This is a genomic window from Paenibacillus wuxiensis (genome assembly GCF_040195695.1).
GTDB classification, from domain to species: Bacteria; Bacillota; Bacilli; order Paenibacillales; family Paenibacillaceae; genus Paenibacillus_B; species Paenibacillus_B suaedae.
This window is the reverse complement of record NZ_JBEFZI010000002.1, coordinates 369899-395543: the sequence shown is the minus strand read 5'-3', so window position 1 is coordinate 395543 and position 25645 is coordinate 369899. Positions and strand designations below refer to the sequence as shown.

Annotated in this window: 23 protein-coding genes; 19 read left to right on the top strand and 4 right to left on the bottom strand. The window is 46.6% G+C overall.

Annotated elements, in window-relative coordinates:
* Positions 1-177: 177 nt before the first annotated feature.
* Positions 178-1113 (top strand): sensor histidine kinase, encoded by a 936-nt coding sequence (locus ABN764_RS05095; RefSeq protein WP_446671152.1) that lies wholly within the window; start codon positions 178-180, stop codon positions 1111-1113.
* Positions 1110-1760: a response regulator gene (locus tag ABN764_RS05090; protein ID WP_072729487.1), complete on the top strand. Its 651-nt coding sequence runs from the start codon at positions 1110-1112 to the stop codon at positions 1758-1760. The genes ABN764_RS05095 and ABN764_RS05090 overlap by 4 nt, the downstream gene beginning before the upstream one ends.
* Positions 1761-1989: 229 nt before the next feature.
* On the opposite strand, the gene ABN764_RS05085 is transcribed toward ABN764_RS05090, so the two are convergent.
* The gene (locus ABN764_RS05085; RefSeq protein ID WP_446671151.1) at positions 1990-3222 is read right to left on the bottom strand and encodes a cytochrome P450; all 1233 of its coding nucleotides are present in this window, start codon (positions 3220-3222) and stop codon (positions 1990-1992) included.
* Between the two features lie 153 nt (positions 3223-3375).
* On the bottom strand, positions 3376-4860 hold the full coding sequence (locus ABN764_RS05080; RefSeq protein WP_446671338.1) for a DHA2 family efflux MFS transporter permease subunit: 1485 nt from the start codon (positions 4858-4860) through the stop codon (positions 3376-3378).
* Between the two features lie 240 nt (positions 4861-5100).
* Between ABN764_RS05080 and ABN764_RS05075 the strand changes: the two genes are divergently transcribed.
* The 6 genes from ABN764_RS05075 (at position 5101) to ABN764_RS05050 (ending at position 12562) form a co-directional block, all read left to right on the top strand.
* Positions 5101-5691: a TetR/AcrR family transcriptional regulator gene (locus ABN764_RS05075; RefSeq protein WP_315745997.1), complete on the top strand. Its 591-nt coding sequence runs from the start codon at positions 5101-5103 to the stop codon at positions 5689-5691.
* Positions 5692-6081: 390 nt separating this feature from the next.
* The gene (locus ABN764_RS29540; RefSeq protein WP_512699552.1) at positions 6082-6348 is read left to right on the top strand and encodes a hypothetical protein; all 267 of its coding nucleotides are present in this window, start codon (positions 6082-6084) and stop codon (positions 6346-6348) included.
* Positions 6349-6539: 191 nt separating this feature from the next.
* Complete coding sequence (locus ABN764_RS05065) at positions 6540-8495, top strand: putative thiazole-containing bacteriocin maturation protein (protein WP_446671150.1); 1956 nt, start codon at positions 6540-6542, stop codon at positions 8493-8495.
* Complete coding sequence (locus ABN764_RS05060; protein WP_446671149.1) at positions 8492-10441, top strand: TOMM precursor leader peptide-binding protein; 1950 nt, start codon at positions 8492-8494, stop codon at positions 10439-10441. The genes ABN764_RS05065 and ABN764_RS05060 overlap by 4 nt, the downstream gene beginning before the upstream one ends.
* A gap of 43 nt (positions 10442-10484) precedes the next feature.
* Positions 10485-12077: a SagB family peptide dehydrogenase gene (locus ABN764_RS05055; protein ID WP_446671148.1), complete on the top strand. Its 1593-nt coding sequence runs from the start codon at positions 10485-10487 to the stop codon at positions 12075-12077.
* A gap of 338 nt (positions 12078-12415) precedes the next feature.
* Positions 12416-12562, top strand: coding sequence for a hypothetical protein (locus tag ABN764_RS05050; protein WP_174808331.1), 147 nt, complete (start codon positions 12416-12418; stop codon positions 12560-12562).
* 606 nt (positions 12563-13168) lie between these two features.
* Here the strand turns inward: ABN764_RS05050 and ABN764_RS05045 are convergent.
* Positions 13169-15085, bottom strand: a complete 1917-nt coding sequence (locus ABN764_RS05045) for an N-acetylmuramoyl-L-alanine amidase (protein ID WP_446671147.1) — start codon at positions 15083-15085, stop codon at positions 13169-13171.
* Positions 15086-15499: 414 nt separating this feature from the next.
* On the opposite strand from ABN764_RS05045, the gene ABN764_RS05040 reads away from it, so the two are divergent.
* The 11 genes from ABN764_RS05040 to ABN764_RS04990 all read left to right on the top strand — a co-directional run bounded on the left by ABN764_RS05040 (position 15500) and on the right by ABN764_RS04990 (position 24288).
* Positions 15500-15922 carry a GntR family transcriptional regulator gene (locus ABN764_RS05040; protein ID WP_446671146.1) on the top strand — a complete coding sequence of 141 codons (423 nt, stop codon included), beginning with the start codon at positions 15500-15502 and terminating at the stop codon, positions 15920-15922.
* Positions 15915-16604: an ABC transporter ATP-binding protein gene (locus tag ABN764_RS05035; protein ID WP_446671145.1), complete on the top strand. Its 690-nt coding sequence runs from the start codon at positions 15915-15917 to the stop codon at positions 16602-16604. Before ABN764_RS05040 ends, ABN764_RS05035 begins: the two co-directional genes overlap by 8 nt.
* On the top strand, positions 16601-17419 hold the full coding sequence (locus ABN764_RS05030) for a hypothetical protein (RefSeq protein WP_446671144.1): 819 nt from the start codon (positions 16601-16603) through the stop codon (positions 17417-17419). Before ABN764_RS05035 ends, ABN764_RS05030 begins: the two co-directional genes overlap by 4 nt.
* Positions 17420-17432: 13 nt before the next feature.
* On the top strand, positions 17433-18668 hold the full coding sequence (locus ABN764_RS05025) for a hypothetical protein (RefSeq protein WP_446671143.1): 1236 nt from the start codon (positions 17433-17435) through the stop codon (positions 18666-18668).
* Positions 18669-18685: 17 nt separating this feature from the next.
* A complete protein-coding gene (locus ABN764_RS05020; RefSeq protein ID WP_446671142.1) occupies positions 18686-18952 on the top strand; it encodes a hypothetical protein in 267 nt (88 codons plus the stop codon).
* A 216-nt stretch (positions 18953-19168) separates the two neighbouring features.
* Positions 19169-20743 carry a sigma-70 family RNA polymerase sigma factor gene (locus ABN764_RS05015; protein WP_446671141.1) on the top strand — a complete coding sequence of 525 codons (1575 nt, stop codon included), beginning with the start codon at positions 19169-19171 and terminating at the stop codon, positions 20741-20743.
* 392 nt (positions 20744-21135) lie between these two features.
* Positions 21136-21519, top strand: a complete 384-nt coding sequence (locus ABN764_RS05010) for a GntR family transcriptional regulator (protein ID WP_072729469.1) — start codon at positions 21136-21138, stop codon at positions 21517-21519.
* Positions 21516-22382 (top strand): ABC transporter ATP-binding protein, encoded by an 867-nt coding sequence (locus tag ABN764_RS05005; protein ID WP_174811235.1) that lies wholly within the window; start codon positions 21516-21518, stop codon positions 22380-22382. The genes ABN764_RS05010 and ABN764_RS05005 overlap by 4 nt, the downstream gene beginning before the upstream one ends.
* Complete coding sequence (locus ABN764_RS05000; RefSeq protein WP_174811236.1) at positions 22375-23001, top strand: ABC-2 transporter permease; 627 nt, start codon at positions 22375-22377, stop codon at positions 22999-23001. Before ABN764_RS05005 ends, ABN764_RS05000 begins: the two co-directional genes overlap by 8 nt.
* 54 nt (positions 23002-23055) lie before the next feature.
* Entirely contained in the window at positions 23056-23346 is a 291-nt protein-coding gene (locus ABN764_RS04995; protein WP_419149782.1) for a YfzA family protein, read from the top strand.
* Positions 23347-23406: 60 nt separating this feature from the next.
* Positions 23407-24288: a CPBP family intramembrane glutamic endopeptidase gene (locus tag ABN764_RS04990; RefSeq protein ID WP_446671140.1), complete on the top strand. Its 882-nt coding sequence runs from the start codon at positions 23407-23409 to the stop codon at positions 24286-24288.
* A 112-nt stretch (positions 24289-24400) separates the two neighbouring features.
* Here ABN764_RS04990 and ABN764_RS04985 read toward each other — a convergent pair whose 3' ends face one another.
* Positions 24401-25540, bottom strand: a complete 1140-nt coding sequence (locus tag ABN764_RS04985; RefSeq protein WP_446671139.1) for a hypothetical protein — start codon at positions 25538-25540, stop codon at positions 24401-24403.
* Between the last annotated feature and the right edge of the window lie 105 nt (positions 25541-25645).

Here is a 25645-nt window from a genome sequence, read left to right as displayed (position 1 = left end):
TTCATATCTATGTTTGTACAGATATTACACGGTCCCTCGTTTATTTCTTTATCCTTCTTTTCGGGATTGATGCTTCTCCACGCCTCATTAATTTGGCATTTCTCGTCTCTTACGGCAAAATATCCTTGGGTCTACTTCATGATTCAAGGCCTAATTATTATGGGATGTGCGCTTATTATGGATCAGGCCCTTTTTATGGTCTTGCTTGGGATGTATCCCGTGTTGACGGGTCAAAGCGTTGGTGTCTACGATGACAGAAGTAAAATAGTAATGCTGTCTGTTGTGTATTATGTATTATTTCTATCAACTCTCTACATGATGGGGCAATCCGAATCAATGGTTTTAATGACGATCTTGTATGCGATGATGAACGTCATTCTCGTTTCGTTTGCCGATTTATTTTTAGAACAGGTTCATGCTCGGTTCCGTACCCAAGCCTTTCTTGAAGATCTAGAGCGCGCACATCGCAAGGTTGAGGAATTGACACTGGCTAACGAACGTCAACGAATGGCTCGGGATTTGCATGATACGCTGGCCCAAGGTCTTGCGGGTATTATTATGCAGCTGGATGCTGTCGATGCACATTTGACGAAAGGCAACTCCCAAAGAGCACAAGAAATCATTCAACATTCCATGGTTCATGCGAAGAAAACGTTATCGGAAGCCAGGTTGGCGATTGATAATCTTCGTTCCAAAACGTTTGCAACAGTCGACTTCTCGGATGCGATTCACAACGAGGTAGAACGGTTTCAGAATGCCACCGGCATTCAAGTGCTTCTTGATATGAACATAAAGGGAAGCATACCTAAGTTGATGATGGAGCATGGACTTTACATTATAGGCGAATGTTTAACGAACGTTGCCCGGCATGCGGAAGCCAATCATGTGTGGCTATATGTTCGAATAGAGGACGGGAACATGAAGTTGGAAATCAAAGACGACGGGATAGGGATTGCTTTGAGTCAAAAGGATTCCTTAACTGGACATTATGGATTAATCGGCATAAAGGAGCGAGTTCGCATCTTAGGGGGAACACTTGTTATTACGAATAATATTCCTCGCGGAACGCTGATTCGGATAGATACACCTGAGAAAAAAGGAGAGAACTCATGACTTACAACGTACTTATCGTCGACGACCATCTTGTAGTAAGAGAAGGGCTCAAGTTTATGATCGAGACGAACGATAATTTTCAAGTCGTAGGAGAAGCAGCGAACGGAGTGGAGACTCTCCGACTATTGGAATCTCTTACGCCCGATGTCATTTTGATGGACTTAAATATGCCTCAAATGAGCGGATTGGAGACGATGAAGGAACTAAAAGAAAGGAACTTCGATATCCCCGTCGTTATATTGACGACTTATAATGAAGATGAACTGATGATAAGCGGGCTGGAATTGGGGGCAAAAGGATACCTCCTGAAGGATACCGGCAGAGATCATTTATTCCGAACGATCGAATCCGCGGTTCGTGGCGATACGCTTCTGCAGCCTGAAATTATGGAAAGAGTATTCGCGGCAAGGAATAAAGGCAATGATAAGCGAGATACGTCCACAGAACATATGGTACTATCCGAGAAGGAACGAATCGTCCTTCAGGCCATTGCGCGGGGGTATCGCAGCAAAGAAATAGCTAGTGATATGGGTATATCCGAACGTACAGTCAAAGCTCATTTGACGAGCATCTATAACAAGCTAGGAGTGAATTCGCGATCTCAAGCAGTCGCTGTCGCGGTTGAACGGGGCATCGTCCAGTTTTAAGATGCCTGAATAGCCGATTGATGAGCCTCTATAGTAACCCCGCATAACATGTTGAAATTGAGCCGAGCTCGCAGAATCAAAACGCCAATCGATAGGTTCATATCGATTGGCGTTTTTTTGAAATAGGTCTGAAACAATTTAAATTAAGCACTCGCAGTCGAATTCGAGATCAACGGACTGCGCCATTTGGAAGACATCCGATATTCAATCGCTGAATCGGCTAAATAAACTACCAGCGTTTTACACGCATTGGTAAATGAGTCAGCGTCTGCCCGGCAGCAAAAGGCGTCAGATTTTCCTCCAATTTGAATCCGGGAACCGGCTCAATACGTTGGAAATGATCCATAAACAACCTCAGCCCAATGTTTGCCTCCAGCCGTGCGAGTGGAGCTCCAAGGCAGAAGTGAGGGCCGTTTCCAAAGGTTAAATGCTGCTTATTATTGGGACGGTGAATGTTCAGTGTAAACGGATCTGCAAATACCGCCTTGTCCAAATTGGCTGCACTCATCCAGGCGACGACGACATCACCTTTTTTGAGTTCCACGCCAAGCACATCGTTATCCTGTTTCACTGTCCGATCCATCCTGGTAACATGGAAACGGTAGCGAAGCATTTCTTCGACTGTATTCGGAAGAAGTTCGCGATTGGCCTGTACCTCAGCATAGATCTGATCATTATCATACAAAAAGGAATAGAACGTGTTCGCTAGTAAATGCCTTGTCGTTTCAATGCCAGCTCCCAAAATGAACATGGTCATACGTACAATCTCATCATCTGTTAATCGATCGCCGTCGACTTCGGCCCGAATCAAGTCTGAGATGATATCGTCGGTGAGATGAGTTCGTTTGGCAGCTACATGCGGGTAGAGATAGTTGTAATAATTCAGCGCCGCTACTCGCTTCAATTCTTGTACATCCTCAATGTTATCGATCGGGAATGGAAGGAACAGATGATCCACCCATTCCTTGAAGAGGAATCGATCCTCCGATGGGACACCAAGCAAATCTGCAATAACGATCGTCGGAAGCGCGCTCGTAAAGCTCTTGACGATATCAATGATCGGCTCGTCTCCCATATCCTCAATCAGCTTACCGACCACTTGATGGATTCGCGGCTCCCACAAGCTCAAGCTTCTAGGCGTAAATGCCGCGGATAACAGACTACGGCTTTTGCGGTGCAGCGGGGGATCCGAGCTCAAATTGATTCTTTCAGGAGTACTGCCTACCTCATTGTCGGCCCCGACGCTGATTGTCGTCCTGACTCTCTCACTAGAAAAAAACTTGTAATCGCTCAATACTCTTCTGACATCTTCATACCGAAACACGTTCCAAGTATTCGTAGCTTCGTTGTAGTGAATCGGCTCATGTTCCAAATGATGTCTGTACCATTCAAAGGGGCTGAACTCTTCGATAGCTGATCGAAACCGGGTAATTTTAGCTGAAAGGATAATTTCTTTCTGCATGTTACTCCCTCCCAATTTGAATAATAAGGTTTATGTTCAAGTTAATAGAGATTAACTTAACATATAATTGGTAGAAGGCCACGACTAACAGACCTATGCTTTAAGGTTCGCCAGGCAGAAGAGCGATGATGAGCGAGTTATTTAGAATTCTTCTCAGGCCTCTTTTACAACGGCTTTTTTCAAAGCAACTTCAGGAGCATCCTCTTGGGTTCGAGAAGTACGTTTGATAAAGAATGAGAGAATTAAGCCAATAACCCCAATTCCGATTATGACAACGTAAGCATCGTTAATCCCTAAAATAGAGGCTTCTACGATCATATCCTTTTGTGCTGCACCGGTTGTCCCACTTGCGGCCATCATATCCGCAAGATGCGATTTGGTCTGATCCGTCATAACCGTGACGAGAAGAGAAGTCCCTACTGCACCCGCTACTTGTTTAACCGTGTTGGATATTGCGGTACCGTGTGCGTGTAATCTAGAAGGCAGTTGATTCAGACCTGCTGTCTGAATAGGCATCAGCAGCAGCGCCATTCCGATTCTACGGATCGTTGACATCAGAATTAAATAGGTATAACTAGTTGAGTCGGACAACTGGACGAAACCGGAAGTGGCCGCAATCGTTATGATCATCCCCGTTATGGCAAGCCATTTTGCTCCGAATCGATCATATAGCCGCCCAGCAACAGGCATCAGCAGACCCATCGCAAGTGCACCAGGGAGCATGAGCAGACCAGATTCCAGTGCAGAATAACCTCGTGCATTCTGGAGGTACAGCGGAAGCAGCATCATATCTGCGTACATCACCATGGTGATCATGATGTTAATGATGGTTGTGAGCGTGAACATATTGTACTTGAAGGCTCGAAGATCCAGCAGTGGGCTCTGGGAAGTGAGCTGTCTCCATACAAAAAGACCAAGGGTCACGATGCCGACGGCAATAGACAACAGCACCTGGGCACTTTCCCAACCTTGACTTCCTGCAGCACTGAAACCATATAACAGCGTGCCAAATGCAATGGTGGACAGGATAACACTTAGAACATCGATTTTCGTACGGACTTGCTCCGACACATTTTTTAAATAAATATGACCGCAGATGATGACAAGCAAGGCTAGCGGGATCATGCCGTAGAACATTGTTTGCCATTTATAGTTTTGCAAAATATAGCCGGCTAGTGTAGGCCCAATCGCTGGGGCAAATATAATGGCAAGTCCCATCGTTCCCATGGCTGCTCCCCTTTTTTCGGGTGGGAAGAGCACCAAAATAACATTCATAAGCAGCGGCATGATAATGCCAGCACCTGCTGCCTGAATCATCCGCCCCGTTAGGAGAAAGGGAAAGCTTGCTGCAAATGCGGACACAATTGTACCAGCAAGAAAGATTACCATCGAAGCTTGAAACAGCTGCCGAGTAGTAAACCTCAGCATGAGATAAGCCGTAATAGGGATTAGAATTCCGTTTACCAGCATATAGCCGGTTGTCAGCCATTGCGCCGTGGAAGCCGCGATAGTAAAGTCAACCATCAATTCCGGGATGGCTACGCTCATGACTGTCTGATTCAGCGTTGTAAGAAAAGCGCCCAAGATCATGATAAACATAATCGTGCCCTTCTTTATGGAACCGTTGGTTGTTTCCATGCGTTTACTCAACTTACTCCTACCTTTCGTTTCTCTATAGACTTAATTTACAATGTGTAAGATAATTAACATTGTATAAAATAGATTATAGTTATACAGGTTAGGGCGATCAATCAACGCATTTTCACAAAATGTAAATTAGTTATCATTTGGCTTGCAAAGTGTAAAGTAAGCTGGAGATTTACTGCAAATTATTTATAAATTGTTTATTATCTTGTGAATCGGAAAGGAAAGAGCTGAATGCCGGACAATTCCAAATCTCAAACAGACCCAAGAATTCGCCGTACAAGGCAGTTAATAAAGGATGCCTTTGTTGATATGCTGCAGAAGATGGAGATAGAGAAAATGTCCATCAGCGGTATTGCCGAGCGGGCGACCATCAGCCGCGTTACCTTTTATCTTCATTATCGCGATATCCCGGACATGCTGAACAAGATGGCGGACGAGATGATTGAAGATCTTCAGCATGCCATGAATAGCAATCCTGCTCACCCTAATAGTCCTGAAGACAATGATTGGTTGAAGCTAGTAGGGATGCTTGAGCATATTGCTGAAAATGCGCCATTTTATAAGGTTACTTTAGGATCGAGGCGAACGCCTATTTTTACCGATCGGCTATTAAAAATGCTTACTGGGATAATTACGGCAAAGTTCGAGAATAAGGAGACCGACTCTTCGAATAAGCGAACAGCCATTCAAAAGGATATTGCCATTTGGCATGGGTCCTCTGCCTTAATTGGAACCATCGTAGGCTGGCTGCGCAACGACATGCCTTACACGCCAGCTTTCTTAGCAAAACAACTCTACTTACTTCACTCTCAAGATCTATAAGGTTACTAGCAAAAATCACTTTGGCGACGAATAAATTAGCAAAGGCCTAATTTCTCAGTGTTGTAAACGAGAAATTAGGCTATTTTATATGGTTTCCCTTAATCGATGCGAGCGAAGAGGGAATCTAGGAATCACGCCCATTACGAAGAATACGAAGGATTGAAATCCTAAAAGCTCATAGTAGAGTTCGGTTATTAGGGATCTTTACTTAACCCTCTTTCGGTGGGTGGGTGACATAGGAACACTAGCGGAGCCAATTTCATAAATTATCTAGTCGAGATGGATGATGGGCAGCATGCCGGCCGGTTCCAGCTCTGATCATTTTCGTATAACGATTGGACGATTTGTCTCATGTAGGTACAGTGAAATAAATAATAAGGAGGGTATAAAATGAACGATTTTCAGAAGGATCTGCAAAACTTGAATGTCGGGAAGTTCAATTCGACGGGGATGACGTCTGCGTCGGGGCAAAATCAGAACGGAGCAGGGGATTCACGCTTATGTGTTGGCTTTTGCTTTTTTTGTGTAGGGTTTTGTTCATGCAGCAACTGTTTTCGCTGTAGCAACTGCTTCAACTGCGCACGTTGCAGTAACTGCTTCAATTGCGCCCGCTGCAGTAGCTGCGCACGTTGCGGAAGCTGCGCTCGCTGCCGCTGAGTACCAAAAAGCTCCCTTAGCGATACGTAAACGGTATGCCCCTACAGTGTCTCTTCCTGTAGGGGCTGTTCCTTTTTTAGTTTCTGGCATGACGGACAAAATGCTCTACATAACTTATAAATGACGGATAACCGAAGGCCTGCTTACAATGCGGTTTTGCCTCCGGCAAAACCTTAAGGAGGAATAAAAACTTGAATCCTTCTATGCGTCTGAAAGTGAAAGGGGATACGTTCTTTCTTCCAGATTCGAAAGGAGGCGTCTACTTTCGCAACAATACAGGTTCGTTCCGAATGGAAGGCGACATGGTTGATCAGTGGATCGAAAAATTGATGCCCATGTTTAGTGGGGATTATTCCATGTCGGAACTGACGGACGGGCTGCCGGAACCGTACAGGGTACGGGTTTATGAAATCGCGGAAGTACTGCTCAATAACGGCTTTGTCCGAGATTCCAGCCAAGACCTACCGCACGACCTACCCGAAGCGGTAGAACGGAAATATGCCGCACAGATCGAATTTCTGGACAGCTTGGGCGGTTCGGGCGCTCACCGCTTTCAAACCTATCGCCAGGCTAATCCGATTGCGGTCGGTTCCGGTCCGATATTTGTCTCGCTCGTTGCTGCCTTGTTGGAATCCGGATTACCCCGGTTTCGTGTGCTGATCACGAACCAGACGACCACGGATCGGCTGCGGATCTCCGAACTGACGGCGACTGCGCGTCTATCGGACAGTGAGATCGAGGTTGAGGAGATCTTTCCGTCTAATGACGGCTCCCTCGATTGGCAAGAAGTCGTACAGCTGGCGGATTCCGTTCTATATGTCGCTCAGGGTGACGATCCCCGAGAGCTTAGAGCATTGCATGCGGCCTGCAGGGATGCGAAGAAGCCACTGCTGCCCGCCATCTATTTGCCACAGTTGGGCATAGCAGGGCCGTTGGTGCACCCGGATTCGGATGTCTGCTTCGAATCTGCATGGCGCAGGATACACCGAACCGCCCTTGGCGATGCGGATCGGCCGTCCGCCGTCTCTACCACGCCGGAAGCCATGCTAGCGAATGTGCTCGTATTCGAATGGTTTAAGACCGTTACGGGGACGGCTTCGGAATTGAACGGAAAGCTGTTTCTGCTGAATCCGGAAACATTAGTTGGAGAGTGGCATTCGTTACTTCCTCATCCGCTAGTCACAGGTCTTCGTCAGGCCGAGCCAACGGATCCGTTTGACCTTCCAATCGATCCATGTGCGGAGCGGCAGGAATCAGACCGACTCTTCTCCTATTTCTATCGCTTGACTTCGACGGAGACCGGCATTCTTCACCGTTGGGAGGAAGGGGACTCGAAGCAGCTTCCGCTCTCACAGTGTCGCGTCCAGGCAGTCGACCCGCTGTCGGAAGGCCCCGCTGAGCTTCTGCCGCAGATTGTCTGTTCGGGAATGACGCACCATGAAGCAAGGAAGGAAGCAGGCTTGGCAGGCATCGAGGCGTACGTGTCGCGAATGGCCGGTGTTCTGAAGGCTGCCAGTCCTGCCCAGCCGGATTCTGCTAGCCCGCTCGAGTCGCAGTCCCATGAATATGTAGGGGTCGGAGCGGGAGAGACAGTTGCGGAAGCGGTCCTTCGCGGACTGCGGAAGTGTCTATTCGAAGAGCTGAAAAGTCGTTCCGAATCCAGCATACCCTCCGTTAATCCAATCAAGCTAAGCGAGGTTGAAGACGAATATTGCCGCTATTGCTTGCGTGCATTGACTACGATGCAGGACACCCCGGTAATCGGATTGGGACAAGAAGCGGCGGGCTTCCCAGTCTTCTGGGTCGGTACGAACGGTTACTGGTACGGCGGGGTCGGAGTTAACCGCACGATGGCACTGCGAGAAGCGCTCCGACAGGCGCTGATGAAAATACAAAACGATCCGGCGGACATCCAAGGCCAAATCCTAGAACGCTCTTCGGTCATGGTGGAAGATGCCTTGGCGCAGAGTCTGACGATCCCCGGCTTCGATGAATCGGAATACGGCACGATAATGCAGTCCGTACGGCAAATTCTGCACTGGAACCGTAAGCGGATCGCGGTCGTTGATTTGTCGACAGAATCGTTCATGAAAGAAGAACTGGCAGGCGTGTTCGGCGTGTCGTTGCGAGAGGAGGAGACGCATTGAGCGCGATTGTAACGGTCATCGGGGGAGGACAGCTCGCGGATTTGGTAACCAAGCAATTGTCTGCCGATGACCGCTATCGACTAATCCGGCAGAAGAACATAGAGTCTGGAGAAGCAGCAACGGGAGACTTGGCGCTGGTGTTGAACGATGCTTGGGATCCTTCCTCTCATTCTGCGGCAGAAGATCGGTTCAGACAGTCGGGAATGCCTTGGCTGCGCGGATTTGTTGCATTCGGAGAGGGGATTGTCGGTCCACTGGTTCGTCCAGAGGGGCAAGGGTGCTCACAATGTGCGGATACCCGACTCCTGATGGCGGGAAGTGACCGTAGGGAATCGTGGAAACTGCAGCAGAAGCTGGCGTCAAATGGGGGAATCGCCCGGGACGCTTGGGCGTCTCACACGGGATTATTGCAGGTGGCGCGCCTTGTTGCGGCTGAAGCCATGAAGATGCTGATGGGCGGGCAGCCGGAGACGGAAAGCAGGATGTACTTGATCGATATGCGTACGTTGAAAACCTCATTGCACTTCTTCCTGCCCGTTCCGCTATGTCCAATCTGCGGCCGATTGCTGGAAGACGATGAGGAGCTGGCCTGCATTGCGCTGAAGCCAAGCATGAAAATCGGCACCGAAACGTATCGCAGCCGCTCGATGGAGGAACTGAAAGATGTTTTAGCCAAAGAATACTTGGATGCCAGGACCGGATTTTTGAATGGGAAAATGGTGGATCTTGTGTCGCCTTTCGCTGATGCGAGCATCAATTTGCCCTTGTTTGGCGGAGATGAGGCTTGTGCAGGTCGAACCCACTCCTATGCGGTTAGCGAAATGACAGCCATCCTGGAGGGACTGGAGCGTTATTGCGGTCTGTCGCCCCATGGGAAACGATCCGTCGTTCATGACAGTTTCCTCAATGTCCAGCACCATGCGCTCGATCCCTTCCGTGTAGGACTATATGCTAAGGAACAGTATGAACGCTCTGACTTCCCGTTCAAGTCATTCGACCCCGAAAGGCCTATAGATTGGGTATGGGGCTATTCGTTTCTGCAGGAGCGTCCGATTCTCGTACCGGAGCAGCTGGCATATTACAGTTCGGGCTGCGGTCACGGATTCGTCTATGAAACCTCCAATGGCTGCGCGCTGGGCGGAAGTCTGGAGGAAGCGATCTTCTACGGGATGCTGGAAGTGGTGGAGCGCGACTCCTTCCTCATGACTTGGTATGCTCGTCTGCCCCTGCCTCGCCTGGATCTCCGTTCTGTTCAGGATCGGGAATTGAATTGGATGACGGAGCGACTGGAGACAGTGTCGGGCTATGAACTGTATTTGTATAAATCGACAATGGAGCACGGCATACCAAGCGTGTGGGCGCTCGCGAAGAATAAGAAAGAGCAGGGCGTGAACCTCATTTGCGCCGCGGGTGCCCATCCGGATCCGATTCGTGCGGCAAAGAGCGCGATCCACGAGCTGGCAGGCATGCTCCTCACGGTTAGCGAGAAATTCGAGGAAAACCGTGAGCAGTACGAACGGATGCTTCACGATCCGTACCAGGTTGTTCAGATGGAGGATCATTCCATGCTGTACGGGTTGAAACAGGCAGAGGAAAGGCTCGATTTTCTGCTGAATGACGATCGTCCGATGCAAACGTTCGAAGAAGCATTTGAACCGACGAGCTGGAACGCCGATCTGACTGATGATCTGAAGGCCATGCTGCTTGTTTTTCGCCAATTGAATCTTGAAGTGATCGTGGTCGACCAGACGACTCCGGAGACCCTTCGCAACGGACTGCATTGTGTGAAAGTACTCATTCCCGGCATGTTGCCGATGACGTTCGGGCAGCATCTCATCCGGTTGACGGGACTGGATAGAGTGCTCAGGATTCCTGCAGAGCTGTCTTATTCGCCGGAGCCCTTGTCACCCGAGCAGCTTAATCCATATCCGCACCCGTTCCCATAAATACGGCTATGGAACGGCACGGATGAAACCAGGGAGGAAAGCGATGAGTCTAATGAATCTGGACGTTTTTCTTCACCATTTGCAATATGATCCGGATAAGGTCAAGCCCTTGGATTGGGAGACTGATTGGGAGTACGCGCCGCTTCCTTACAAGCTTTATCGTGACTTGCCAATGTTTCCACTATCTAGGGAAGTGCCGATAACGCTCGAAGGAATGGATACACCCGATGTGCCAACCCTTCGCAATATTGGACATTTCCTCTACTATGTATACGGGCTTGCACAATTGACCCAGTCCGTCATGGAACGGGATGCGTCGGAGGAATCGGGAGGCGTCTTGCAGATGTGCCGGCGCTTCGTTCCTTCCGGAGGCGGGCTCTATCCGAGTGAACTGTATCTCTATCTTAAGCTCGATGAGTTGCCTGCAGGCGTATACCATTACGATGCGGCACATCATCGGTTGGCGTTGCTGCGCAAAGGGAATTTCGACGATTATTTGGCGAGGTCGCTCGGTAATCGATGCGACGCGAACGGCTGCTTCGGAGCTGCGTTCGTATCTACGGTATACTGGAAAAATTTTTACAAATACAATAATTTTTCATACCGGCTTCAGGGACTGGACGCCGGTATTTTGATTGGACAGCTGCTCGAAATCGCGAAACGATTCGGATTTTCGTCTGGCGTGCATTTTCAATTTCTCGATCAAGCCATCAATCATCTGCTCGGTCTATCAGAACAAGAGGAGAGCGTGTATGCGGTAATCCCGTTATCGGTGAATCCGGCGATCCGGTGGATGGAAAGTGGGAACGAGGATACGGACATCGTGTCCGCCTCCGAGCTGTGCCGGGAGTTGTCGCCGGTCAATCATGATCACTATATAAAGTCGCGGAGGAGCGCCGATTATCCAATGCTGCTCCGGATGAGCGATGCGTCCCGATTTGATTCGGCGCGATTGTTTCAACAGATCCGGCAGGATGAGCAAGCAATTCCGAATCAAGCGCCCGTACTGCCTCTGCCCCCTGTAGATCGCTTATCATATGATTTGGCGGCGGTTTGCCGCAACCGTTTCTCACCCGAGACGGAATTTATCTGGAAGCCGATCGGTATTTCGCGGTTTGCATCTCTGCTTCGGGAAGCGATGGCTTCCTTCACGTATCGCAACGACCTGGATGACCCGCAGAAGAGGCCGGAACCCCGTGTATGTCTTTATGGCTGCTTCTACGGGGTCGAAGACGTTCCGGATGGCGCTTATCGGTACGATAGCACTGCGCATGCGCTGCAGTCGGTGTGCCTTGGAGATCACCGGCAACGGATGCAGGAGGGAATGTCGCTTCCCAATATCAATTTGTTTCAAGTACCGCTCAGCTTTCATGTGGCAGGGAAGAGGAGTTTCTATCAATCGCAGCTCGGCAAGCGGGGATACCGCATACAGCAAATGGAAGCCGGGATGCTCGTGCACCGATTATTGCTGGCAGCATCCGCCCTCGGGATGGGTGGGCGTCCCCTTCTCGGGTTTGACGCCAATTCCAGCGATGCGCTTTACGGGACGGCTTCCTGGGATGAAACGGGACTGATTTTTATACCAATCGGTCCCTACCGTCAACGATTGCGATTGGTGGGCAGCTTGAGCCGTTAAAAAAAATCATCGCTAATGACATTGACGCGAACGGTCATGTCCTCAGCGATGAAACCACCCTTTCAAGAAAGGGAGACTGGACTTCTCTTAGCAATGATAGTTATCCCACGGATGATGGCAATGCAAGTGGCTATGATCCCATGGATGGAACCAATCATGATGGTAATCGAGCTCGCAACAGTCCCACCCTGAATACTGATAAGGATGAAGGTGGTCATCCATATACGGATTCCATGGATGATGCATGCAGGGATGGATCATCCATGGATAGTGTTCATGCTCCCAGGGGTGAACCATATCGGGGTGCTGCTCATGCTCCAGGGGCTGAAATTTCGTAGGTGAGTGCATATTCTCACAGGGATGAGCCATTACGGCTTGATGCTCGTTACCACAAGGACAACACATCATGGGGTGATATCCGTGATGATAAGGAATATGGCACCAAGGATAGTGTGACGCTTGAAAACCGTCATCGCGAGGTCTAATTTGATTATTAGATTGCTGCTCAAATGCTTGCTCGGACGGATTGGGCACGCCGGCCGGGTTCTGAACGTAAGGTTGATGGTATATCATCGTTTTCCTCCTAATCTTTTGAGGGGCATTGCATCGTGAATCCTCTTCTGGCAAAGCTCGCTTGAAGCTACCGCTAGGCATAATTCACAATATGCTGAGATTGGGGAAAGGGCACTTGCCCCTATAAAATGGGCAGCTACCCAAGAGGAGGAGAAGCAAGGAACGAAATTGGTGTCGAAACGAAGTCCGAGCGTGTGACGGTGATGATAAGGTTGTAGCAAATAAAATTGTGATACCTTGATCCCCAAACTTTCTCAGATGAATCAAGTCATCAGATTATCTATCCGTATTCTGAATAAATGGGTCAGTTTATTTTATGTCCCCAAGTTCTTGTCATTTTTATTTGACAAGAACTTGGGGACGTTCGTTTTTGATAAGAACTTAGAGACATTTTTGAGTAACCTATAATTATACAATATCATTTCAAGCAATATCTGAGAGAAGAGCATTGCACACGTATGGGATATCCTTATCCTTACATGCAATTCAGCCGCCATTCTCTTCTTCGACTACGGATGTTACCGCACCTTCTCGACATCTGAAGCTTTCACAAAGGCGAAGCGGTGATTGAAGAAGATGCGATAGAATGCCTCTTTGCCTTTAATGTGCTTATTCGTCGCATAAGGATCCTTCGTGAATACGGGGGCTTCGTAATAATCGCCATTGACCTTCTCGACGGCAACATACGATTGTCCCTGTGCAATTGTGTACTGCAGCGGTACGAGTTCGTTCGGCTTTACATCGGCAGGGTAAGCTGCCGCTTCTGGATAGGCCGCACCATAAACCGGAATAGAAGCTGTGTCCGCTTTCGGAGTAATGAGCTCTCCTGAACCCGTAACCGCATTGCTTCCTGACGGGTTATAGAACCATGCCTTTTGTCCACCGTACCAGATTGCTGTCCAGTTCCCCAGCTCTCCTGCGAGCGAGAAGGTTTGCCCTGTCGTAGCCTTAGCGCCTATGCTCAGCCCGTCTTTCTTGTTTTGAACGGCAAGGGCAGGGTCATCAATTAAATCCGCATCAAACTGCGGCTCCTTATACAAATATACGAAGTTCGTCGGCTGAAGAGGAGCATCCTGAACTTCAGGTAAATTACTCTTAAAATTAGGCTTGATTGTCACAATGTCTTTGAGGCTATGCATGGTACCAAGTGGCGCTCCAACCAGTTCCATATAATGCTCCCAATCCCAGAATGGACCGGGATCCTGATGCATTGCCGGTGTTCGCTTCGGAGTAAGCCCCGGAATTTCGTTGTGCCCAATGATATGCGCTCGATCCAGTGGAATATCATACTTATCTCCCAAGTACTGAACGAGTGCGGCAGAAGAACGATAAAGCCGTTCGGAGTACCAAGTTGCTCCTTCCATCGCATAGCCCTCATGCTCGATGCCGATGGAGTGCATATTGAAGTAATAGTTGCCTGCATGCCACGGCACGTCTTTGTTGTTGACCATTTGTGTTATATCGCCATCAAATGAGCGAACAACATAGTGAGCGGCCACGCTCTTCTTCGGATTTGCAAAAATACCAATGGTGTCTCGATATGTTTCTTCTGTATCATGAATGACAATAAAACGGATATCTGGCCCGAATTTAGGACGGTCTGCAAGATCATAGTTTGAATAGTCTGACGGGTCATCTCCGTTCTGCTGATAGGCTGCAGGAATAGACCTGCAAGGTAGTAGGGAAGGGCAATCCGCGTTGCTTGATACGGTTGAATGCAGTTGCAGACTCTGTAAAGTGGCTGGGTTTGGCTTTACTTCCTTGGATGCGAGGCGCAGCGCCTGACCTTCCGGAGTTTGCCGTGTGATCCCTTGCTGTATCGTATGGAACACTTGATCGGCGAAATCCTGTGCATAATACAATTCTTGAGATCCGCTATATTTGGCAACAGCACCATACCAATCGGATTCTGATACCGGCAGTTTGCCTGCGATGTCCTTCGCATATTTTGACAGCAGCGCAGCTCCGCCTCGAATGTTCTCTACGGGATCCTTCTTCAGAAAGATGGGATTTACCTTTAGGAGTTGAGATGCTGCAACGAGAGTATAATGGCTCGAATCGTCAAGCGAATCCGATGTGCTGCCTTGGTCAGCGGTTGCATTCTGTTCCTCTGGCTGCTGCTTCGGCATCGGTATGTCGGTCAAATGCATAACGCCGAAGCCACCAGATGTGCTTGGTTCGCCATTATGATGCTCCCACCGTGTCAGGTTGTAGGAGACGGACATCAGAATGTTCACAGGCACTCCGAACTCTTTCGCTGCGGATTCGAAGGCTTGTTGCAGCTGCTTCGAATTCGGCTTGACTTGCTCCGCATAGACAGACGGTACACTGTTGAATGGAGCAGGCAGCGCTGGCGCAAATCCTGCGGCCGCCAATGAGGCGACAGTGAGTGTGAGCGATAGCTTTTTCCATTGGATTGTTTGAAGTCGTTTCAATTATTTCCCTCCCAAAATGATAATCACTAAGACAAGATGACACCGCTTTCAAAACACAATTGGCATCCACATTTGCGCTTCCTTCTTTATCACCACCATTCCATAATATGGGGATTGGTAACTATTATATTATCTTTCGATTAAAATTTTCAATATATTTTTAAAAGACGAAATATTTTTTCAAGTAGAAAAGAACGATTCTCCTATCAATCTTTCAGATGCCATTTATGCAGAAAAAGAGGGGCTCACATTGGGGTAACGAATCGAAAAGGGCGGGGTCGTGCTAACAATTAGGGGAAGGGATAAAATCTAACTATTGACATTCGTTGTGTATTACGGGCATAATACACCCATGAAGTGTATGAACCACATAGTACACACACTTGGCCATAAATGCGAGGGGTGATCATAAAGATGAATGAAGGGTGGACGAGTGTGGTCTTTAATAACCGTGACCCTGTCTATTTGCAAGTCGTAAGGCATTTCAAGGAGCGGATCGCAACAGGCCGATTAAAGGCAGGGCAGGTTATTCCTTCCCGCAGAGAGCTCGGAGCATTGCTCAAAATAAACCCAAATACGGCGCAAAAAGCCTACAAGGAAATGGAGGAGCAGCGGTTGATTATAACGGAAGGGAACTCACCGAGTCGGATTACGGAGGAAGCAGATATTCTGCGGGCAATTCGTTCGGAACTTATAGAAGATGCAGTAGAGGCTTTTGTCGTGTCAGTAGGGAGAATTGATGTGCCTGTCGATGAACTGCTGGATCTTGTCCGAGCGAAGTATGTAGAGGAACGTGCGCGTACGAACCAAGCAGAAGGGGGGAACGCTGATGATTGAGGTTGTTGATTTACATAAGCGTTATCGTGGGCGCAAGGTGCTGAACGGTATATCCTTCACAGCCGAAAAAGGGCAGATTACATGCCTGATCGGAATCAATGGAGCTGGGAAATCCACGATTCTGAAATCAATTATGGGACTTACCCCAGCAAAGAGCGGCACGATTCGCATTGATGGCAAGCCTGTTGGGCCAGCGATGTATGAGAAGGTAGCTTTTGTACCAGATCATCCGACAGTACCTATGGGGATGAAGCTGTCCGACGGGATGCAATTTATGAAAGATTTCTACCAGAATTGGAATGAGGCGCGAGCGAAGGAATTATTGGATTTTTTCAAGTTGGATCGGTCGGAGCGCGTAGGTAACCTGTCTAAAGGGACAACTGCGAAATATTGTCTGCTGCTTGGTTTATCGCAAGATACGGATTATATCTTAATGGATGAACCATTCTCAGGCATTGATATGTTTAGCCGTGAGATCATTGCTGAAGTATTCTCGTCGGATCTTATCGAGGATCGAGGCGTGCTTCTGACGACACATGAAATAGACGATATGGAGCATTTGATCGACAAGGCGATTCTGCTGCAGAAAGGGACGGTTCATCTTGCGTTTGACTGCGAGGACATGCGTACGACGGAAGGGAAATCCGTCATTGACGTAATGAGGGAGGTGTATATGGGGTGAATCGCTATTTGAAATTGGTTCATATGGAAATCCATCGATTCCGATATATTTTGGCATCCTTAATGGTGGTGACGATGGTCTGTCAGTTCAGTTCATTCATTCTGACAATCAAGCATGCATTAGCGTTCAAAGTGAAAAATGGGATGGGATATGATGATATAGGTTTACCTGATATCCTCACCTTCCCATGGGTTATCTCCAAAACAAAGGAATGGTTCATTCTTCCGATTTTGCTCAGCATAACGGTTCTATTGTTATATACCATCCTTATTTGGTATCGGGATTGGTTCGGGCGATCGACGTTCATCTATCGGCTGCTGATGCTTCCATCGAAGAGATGGATGTTATACATATCGAAGCTTACAGCTATTATTATGTTTGTATTTAGTATGATTGCCTTTCAATTGGTCCTGCTCATCGGCGAGAATATGATCTTTAAGGCGATGGTTCCGGCAGAACTGCGGACGGAGTCGACATTCGTCGAAGCGATTTCGAAGAATGATGCATTAAAAATGCTACTGCCCAAACAGTTTGAGCAATTTATATATTACTATGGTTTAGGCATTGTTGCTGTAATCGTGATCTTTACTGCGGTTCTACTCGAGCGAAGCTATCGGAGGATCGGTGTTCTATACGCGATTGCATATTTCGCAGGTTGTGCGGTCTTGGCTGTATATCCAGTATCCTCCTTGCGCATGGATAAATATTGGTACCCGAATGAAATATATGGAATGCAGCTTGGTGTCTGCTTGCTCGTTGCCGTGATCTCCGGCTGTCTCGGATTCTGGCTTCTTCGCAAGAAGATTACGGTGTAAAGGAGGATTTACGATGAAACGTTACTTATTATCGATCATTCTCGGACTTTGTACGTTAGGGATATTGTGTACCTATTATACTTACGGTGCGGCGGATCATCTGCCGGCATACAAGCTTGTAACGGTTCAAGGCGACCCGAAGGAGGGAGCGGGTATCGAACTTTCCGGTAATTACAGAGGAATAGGATCGGAATCCTTATCCATTAATATGGAAGGAAGCAACTATCAGAGTCGGGAGACGTTTCGCGATGAGCTCTTGTCCATACGATCATGGAGGAATTATTCGCAAGGCATGGGGCAGCTCTTTCGGGATTATCGCCAATTTATGAGGGGCAAGATGGATCCTAATGGATTTTATAAGGATAATGAATGGTTGATTTATGCTGACACAAATATAGGATCAGGTCAGTTCCCAAAGAAGAAATTTCAGCTGCATGTAGACCTGTTGAATAGGAAGACGAATGAGGAGAAGCAGTATGTCACCGAAATCCCTACTGACAACACATTTGATAGAATCTATATCGATGATGTACAACGCATCAATGATCAGCTGCATGTACTAATTCAGCAGGGTAAGAGGGATGAATTGTTGCATCAATCTTTTGACTATGTGTTGGACATAAAGAGCGGCGCACTTATTGAGGGTAAGCAAGTAACCCATTGGAAGAACAGCACTGATAAAGATATAATAATTGACGTTCGCTCATTAAGTAATGGCATTGCTTCGAATGAATATATGGTCTATCAAGTTCAAAAGAATAAGGTCACATCGAGAAAAAAATATTCGTATTCTTATGTTCCAATTGCCGTTCATCTCTATGTTTATTCATATCGAACAGGCAAGCTGTCTGCCTTGCCAGACCCAAAGCAGCCAGACCCAACTCAGAAATTTGATCCTTTCCAGTCCTATTATCTAGAGAGCAATTCGTTAGTTTACATAAATCACAATGAAAATGCAATTCAGTTATCACGTTATAACTTAAGCACAGGTCTTGAAGAGCGAGATTACGTTAAGATCGAAGCTTCGAAACTTGGCGTTGATAAGATACAAACGGTCGTTCAAACTAATAATCGTGTCAACATCTTGAGTAAGAAAGGCACAACACATCTCGTAGCTATTATTGATACATCCGATGGGAAAACACGCTACGTGGGTCAAGTAGCCTACGAAGGGCCTGAATCTGAGCGTGATAAAGAGATGGGGTTTTTGCGGTTAAATAGCTTGCAGATTCGAGAGACAGCTTCTTAGAAAAGAGGTACAGCCCGATGAATCGAACGATGAGCTTTGGGCAGAAAGTGCAGGTTTTAAGAGGGGTGGAGACGTACGGATACCAAGCAGCGCATTATCTGCTGCAAGAGGAAGTGCTTGCTTGGGATGCGGCCAAAGCAGCCCTGCTGGAGTTGAGCTCAAATGATGATTTTTTCGCTGAAGACTCTTCATTGCAACGAGCAAGACTCTGCAGAACTGTTATACGTCATGCCCTTCTTTTGAAACAAAAGTGTCTGAGAAAAGAACAAGGTATCATAAGCTGAATTAGATCGTTTTTTTATACCTGGATCATCAGGGTTTGAAATGCTTCGTTTAAAGAAGTTAAAATGACTACGAAAGTCTATAGTTCCCGCCTGTCTGAGGATAGGCGGTTTTTTAATTACGGGACTTCTACTTTTTCGTTCCTCAGAAAATATCATTTGAAGTAACCTTTTGCTATTTACATGGCACTACTATATAGAAAGAAAGGAGTTGGGGGCGTGCACCATTGGATAGAAGCAGCGAAGCAAGGAGACCGCGAGGCGTTCGATCCCATCGTCCGACAGTTCACTTCAATGGCTTATGCTGTAGCCTATGAGCGGCTGCACGACGTTCAGTTGGCGGAGGATGCCGTGCAAGAGGCATTCGCGGAAGCATACATCAACCTCAGTCGCCTGAAAGAAACAGAAGCATTTCCAGGCTGGTTCAAGGTGATTGTCGTTCGCCAAGCGAACCGCATTCTCCGGCGCAAACGTCATCTGTCGGTCCCGTTGGATGATATGACTGGTTTGGCCGAATACGGGAAGAGCATCTCCGACATAGTCGAGCAAAAAGAACTGAGAAGGCTGCTTCATGAATCCGTATCGTCATTATCATCCAATATGCGTGTGGCGGTACAGTTGTTTTATTTTTACGGCTATTCATTGCAGGAAATCTCTGCGTACTTAGGCACATCCGTCCCTGTATTGAAAAAACGGTTATTCGACGCACGACGCAAACTGAAAGGAATCCTGCCAGTTGCTGATTTTGCCCATGTATGCAACGGCTTATATGAAGGGGGAAAACATATGCTGCATATTGTAAACGGGGATCACGTAGCGAACACGTTGCGTAAGGTTATACCTCAGGGGGACATTCTCGTGTGGAGGGAAGTGTATCCGGAAGGGCCGAACTTCACCAATCCCGCTGATGCTTCCAATCGGCAGGTACGGGCTCAGTACTTGGAACAGGCGTTAGGTATTCCCGCAGCAGAATTTACACGTCTCTCAGGAGATCAAGAACAGCAGCTCGCTCGCTTTGCCGAATATGAAGAGGTGGTATTATGGTTCGAGCATGATTTATTCGATCAGACGATGCTCTGCTACTTGCTCCATTGGTTTGCACAGCAATCGCTTGGCCGTACGAAGCTCAGCTTGCTTTGCGTTGGGTCATTCCCAGGAATTGAATTATTCCGTGGACTCGGCCAATTGAATGAAGAACAGCTGGCTTCACTATCAGGCACGTGGCAAACTGTCGGTCGCGAACAGCTCGATCTAGGGTCAGCATTATGGGAGGCTTATACATCTCCTGTTCCTAGCAAGCTCGTACAGCTTCTGCGAGAGGATACGTCGGCATTGCCCTATGCGAATGCAGCATTCCAGCAGCATCTTGCCCATTTCCCATCTGTCCACAATGGGCTCGGCATTGTCGAGCAATTCACTTTGGAGCAGATTGATTGTGGCATTGCTTCTCCGTATGAATTATTTAAGCATGTCTGCAATAAGCTGCATGAACTTGGAATGGGGGATTTGCAATACTGGCATGTGTTGGACAAGCTGACTAGCGGTACCCATCCACTTCTGCACGTTGAGGGAGTAGAGACCTTCCCGAATTTCCAAGGCACACCGCCTTCATTCCGTGAATGTACGGTGTCGTTAACGAAAGAGGGGCAACAAGTTCTGGAAGGGCAAGCAGACCGGGTAGCTCTGAACGGCATTGATACGTGGCTTGGTGGTGTTCACCTGACCGGACAAACTGTACCGTGGCGCTGGGACACAGTAGCGAAAACACTCATCAACGATAACCAAGGAGCGTAGCAAAGCGGAGCAAATTCATCGTAGGGTGACCAATTGCCTGCATTTGAACAACTGAACTCGCAAATTATGCCTTTCATAACAAAAACGGCTGAGCAGTCGAATAATGACGCTCGGCCGTTTTATTATTTCACCACATTCTTTTCTACATAGTTGTTTAATTCCTTCGAGGCATCCAGGGATTAATTAGAGTGGGATATTCTCATCCGTTGTATTAAAAGTATTAAAAATGTAGCTTGTTATTAGATGCTGCACCCGAATCGGTATAGGCACATTGGGTTTAACAGTGTATATAATATATATATACACTAAATACTCTATTGACACTTATCGCAACAGTGTATATATTGTATATGTACACTATATGGATATAAACAGCATTGAGGTGATAGAAGCTGAAAATTATTATTTCCAATGCCTCGAGCGATCCGATATACATGCAAATATTGAACCAAATCAGACAGAGCATTCTGAGCGGGGAATTGCGTGCAGGTGACAGTCTTCCTTCCATTCGGCAGCTGGCTAAGGATTTGCAGGTTAGTGTTATCACAACCAAGCGTGTGTATGAAGAGCTGGAGAAAGAGCAGTTGATCGACTCCGTGGTAGGGAAGGGGTCGTTCGTATCAGGGGCCAATAAAGACTTCATTCGGGAGCAGCGTATGAAACAATTAGAAGAAAAAATGATAGAGATCATTCGTGAAAGCAAGGAATTAAGCATGAGTCAACAAGATGTGATCGATCATATGAAGCTACTGTTCGAGGAGGAGCACACACCATGAATGTAATCGAGATACGTAATTTAACGAAAACATATCCTGAATTTACAGTTGAGAAGGTATCTTTGGATGTGAAGCAGGGCTACATCACCGGGCTTATAGGTCCGAATGGCGTTGGGAAGAGCACCTTAATCAAAATGATGCTCGGCATGATTCGCCCTGACTCCGGGAGCGTAAAGATACTAGGCTGTGATATGCCTGCACAAGAAGTGGACATCAAGCAGCGCATCGGCATCGTGTCGGATGATTGCTTCTATTATGATCACCTTACGATTCGTGACATGAAGAAGGTGATCGCGCCTTTCTATAAGAAATGGAACGATCAGAAGTTTAACAACTATCTGGAACAGTTCGAGCTGTCCCCGAATAAGAAGATTGAACAATTATCCAAGGGGATGAAAGTGAAGTTTGCCCTTGCTGTTGCTTTTTCACATGAGGCAGAGCTCCTCATCATGGATGAGCCAACCTCCGGGCTAGATCCTGTGTTTAGAAGGGAAATGCTCGATATTCTTGCGGACATGATGCAGAATGAGCGAAATTCGATAATTTTCTCAACTCATATCACAACAGACTTGGATCGCATTGCCGACTACATTGCTTTCATCAATCGCGGAAAGCTCGTATTCAATGAAGCGAAAGATGATGTCCTCGATAGATACGTAATCGTGAAAGGTGACTCCCAACTGCTAGATTCCGATGTTCGCAAAAAATTTGTCGGAATTCGTGAGACAGCCGTTGGTTTTGAGGGCTTAGTAGATAATCGGCAGGAGGCCGAGCATTTATTCGGAAATTATGCGATTCTCAACAAACCATCATTAGAAGACATCGTGTATTTCACAACCAAGGGAGGACGCGTACATGCATAACTTGCTTCGGAAAGAATTCATCGCTTTGAAAAGCTCGTTGTGGATACCTCTCATGTATTTTGTTGTTTTCAGTGTTGCTTTTATACCAAAGCATTCATCGTCTGTTCACCTTGTGGGTATTTATACGGCTTTCGCTACACTAAGTCACGTTACGCTGATCGATATAAAAAATCATAACCACAGTTTTCTGGTCACGCTGCCGATTAGCCGTAAAAATATCGTAAAAGCGAAATACATAGCGGGCATTATTATTAGCCTTGTCAGCGTCCTAGCATCTTATGGCATTCACATGTTCGTTACATCTGTATTCCCGGCATTTAACAAGCCAGACTTAACGGTCATGGATATACTAGGACCAGTAGCAATCTTGCTAGTCCTGGCCTCCATTTATTTGCCGCTGTTTTATACGCTTAGTAAGAAAGGAACGTCAATTATTCAAGGGGTGTTCACACTAATCCTAATTGCACTGGCGCAGCCTACGGCAATATTTATGCAAATGATCAACGAGAACAGATTACATAGTGACCCAATCTTGTATTTGATCCTGATCGGCATCATATTTCTGTTCATTGCCTCCTACTTAATAGCTGCTACACTGTTTACGAAAAAGGACTTATAAGAGGCTTTACTGTTGCATGTTCTAAAAATATACGAGAAGGGGAGCTAGGAAAGGATGTATACAAGGAGAAGTCGTCCTATTCAAATAAAAAGCTGGATGATGCCCCTTGGGGGATTTATTCTTGGGCAACTCTTTTTAATCGCCTGTGATCGATTTTCATGGAACCTGTACAGAGAATTCAAGCCAGGAACGATTATGGGTAGAATTTTGAACTCCGAGCTTTTTACAGAATGGTTCACTCCATATAACTTACCGATATCTAATGTAATTACGGCATTTTTGATCGTAACCTTACTCTTGCCCTCATTAATAGGTGTGATTATGAATATCTTTTCCAGAAAATGAATTGAATCATGTTAGGAATGAAAGGACTGTGATGTAATGATAAAGAGAGAAAATCAGAATATGAAATGGATAGGTTTATTGTTCGCAGGATGGTTTACAGTAAGTGCTGCTCTGTTTTTAGCCGGTCTTTCCGGTGATGTTGCTGAACAATTGTTCGGCTCATCAAGGCATGTTCGGAACCTAATTCAGAGTCTTGTGATGAGCGGGCTGGTTGTTCCTATTATTTTGTATTTATATCAGCGCCTCTATCGGATGACTGGTATAAAACCGAAGACACCGGTATATTCCTGGAAAAGAGGATATCACTTTTTTACTGGGGTTCTATTGGCAAGTGGACTGGGTGTATTGGGTTTCGTTATAGCAAGTGTCCAAGGTTGGATTGTCATTGAAAAATGGCATGCCCCCGATCAGTGGTTTGCTGCCCTGCTTATCAATGTATTGTTTGCCGTGTTTTTTGAAGCTTTGCCGGAGGAACTAGGGTTAAGAGGGCTGCTGTATGATGTGTTACGTCATCGATTCCCAGCTTGGTTATCCGTATTCCTTCAAACCATACTATTTGTATGCGTCACGACATCGGTTGCCCTATTTCAAGCGTTCGTTGGACAGACACCTGGATTAACGCTTAATATCTTTTATATCGTAGTCATTTTTTGTTTTGGAATAGGCTTGCAGTTACTCCGTTTATGGACCGGAAGTCTTTGGGCGTCAATCGGTTTTCACCTTACCTACTTAGAAATTATGCGGTTTGTCGTTCTTCCGCATGGCTATGGCGGTGGTGTACCCCCAATTATAAGCTACCAAGAATCAGCGCCCTTACTCGGCTACTCAATCTCTATTAGTATGATTCAAATCGGGGGCATTATCGTATCGCTCGTTATATTAAGTGCGAAGCGTATCATACGGAAGAAGCATACCGCTCGAACTGGTGAACGAAGCAAATGAAATATCTGATATGTATAGATCTAATCCGCTTCCATGATTAATTAGATTTAAATCAAATGCATAGATTGATATAAAAAATAAGTACAGTTGAAGAGAGCGACATACGCTCTCTTCATTTCTTTCTGGGGCTCACATTCCTTATTTTCCATGGAGAAAGAACCGATTCCCTTGCAAATTCAAATCGAATGGCTATGCTCTTTTCCGACATATTCTTCTGTTTCATGAAGACAGGTAGTTCTAACACTGTAGTTAACCGATGCCCGTTGTCTGGATCGGGGATTTCTTTTCTTTTCATCATCCGATATGTCGTTCCGTTCTCCATCTGCTTAAGAAAGTAGTTTACCGTTTCAGAATGTGCACCTTCAGACACTGCAATAAGTAAATTATTATCTCGCTGAGACAATGCTCCAATAAATAGCTCCGAGAGCATCTCGGGCGTTAAGCTTCGTAAAAACGCCTCTCTTTTTCCAGCTGCCGTGTTCACCATCACCTGATGCAATAAGTCTGGGTGAATGGATCGATGCGTACTGCTGCCAAGAAAGTGTACGCAGAAGTGTCCTGAAAATCCATTGTCCGGAATCCCATCGCCGCCATGAGGCATTCCGTTCATAGAAGCAGCGATTTTTCGATTGTCATCAGTAACGACGATTATCGCTTTCCGATTCCAGCTCCAATGATTATCATACATCTGCTTCATCGTCTTCGTATCCTCTTTGGTTAGCGGCTGCACATCGGCATGCCTGCTTCCCGCACGACGCTGAACACGGAATTTCAACCCTTTCTCCAAATCAATAATTGAGAAAGTACTTTTTCTAGGAAGCAAGGCTTTCGCTTCACTCCAAGGAACAATCGTCCCATAATGATGTTTTCTTAGAAAATTTGCATGTACCAGTAACTGCTTGGTCGCTTTAGGTGTAAGGATAAGACGTGTTGATTCAGCCTCGTTCCATAAGGAACCGGATTGATCCATACGGAAATTCTTAGTTCCATTATTTTTTGTAATCGTTACATAAATGTCGGAGAGTACAGGGCGATATTCTATTTGTTCTTCCTTGCTATCCTGATATAAACGAATGGCTTCCTTATTTTTCAAAACCATTTTATGTTCATATGTTGCGTAGGGGCTTGTCCGTACACTTATGTTCATTTCAGCAGATGGCGCCTTGTAGTCAGCATGGACAATCATGCTGCTATCAGAAAAATAGGTAAGGAGGAGAAGGAATATCATGGAGCGGGTCACGAACGAGATCATTTTCAAGCCTCCAAATAACTGTTGTTTGTTAAAATCAATATTTCTGAGCTTCGTCCTGAACGCCTAGAAATTGGATGACGCATGTGTAGAATTCATCTTTTGTAC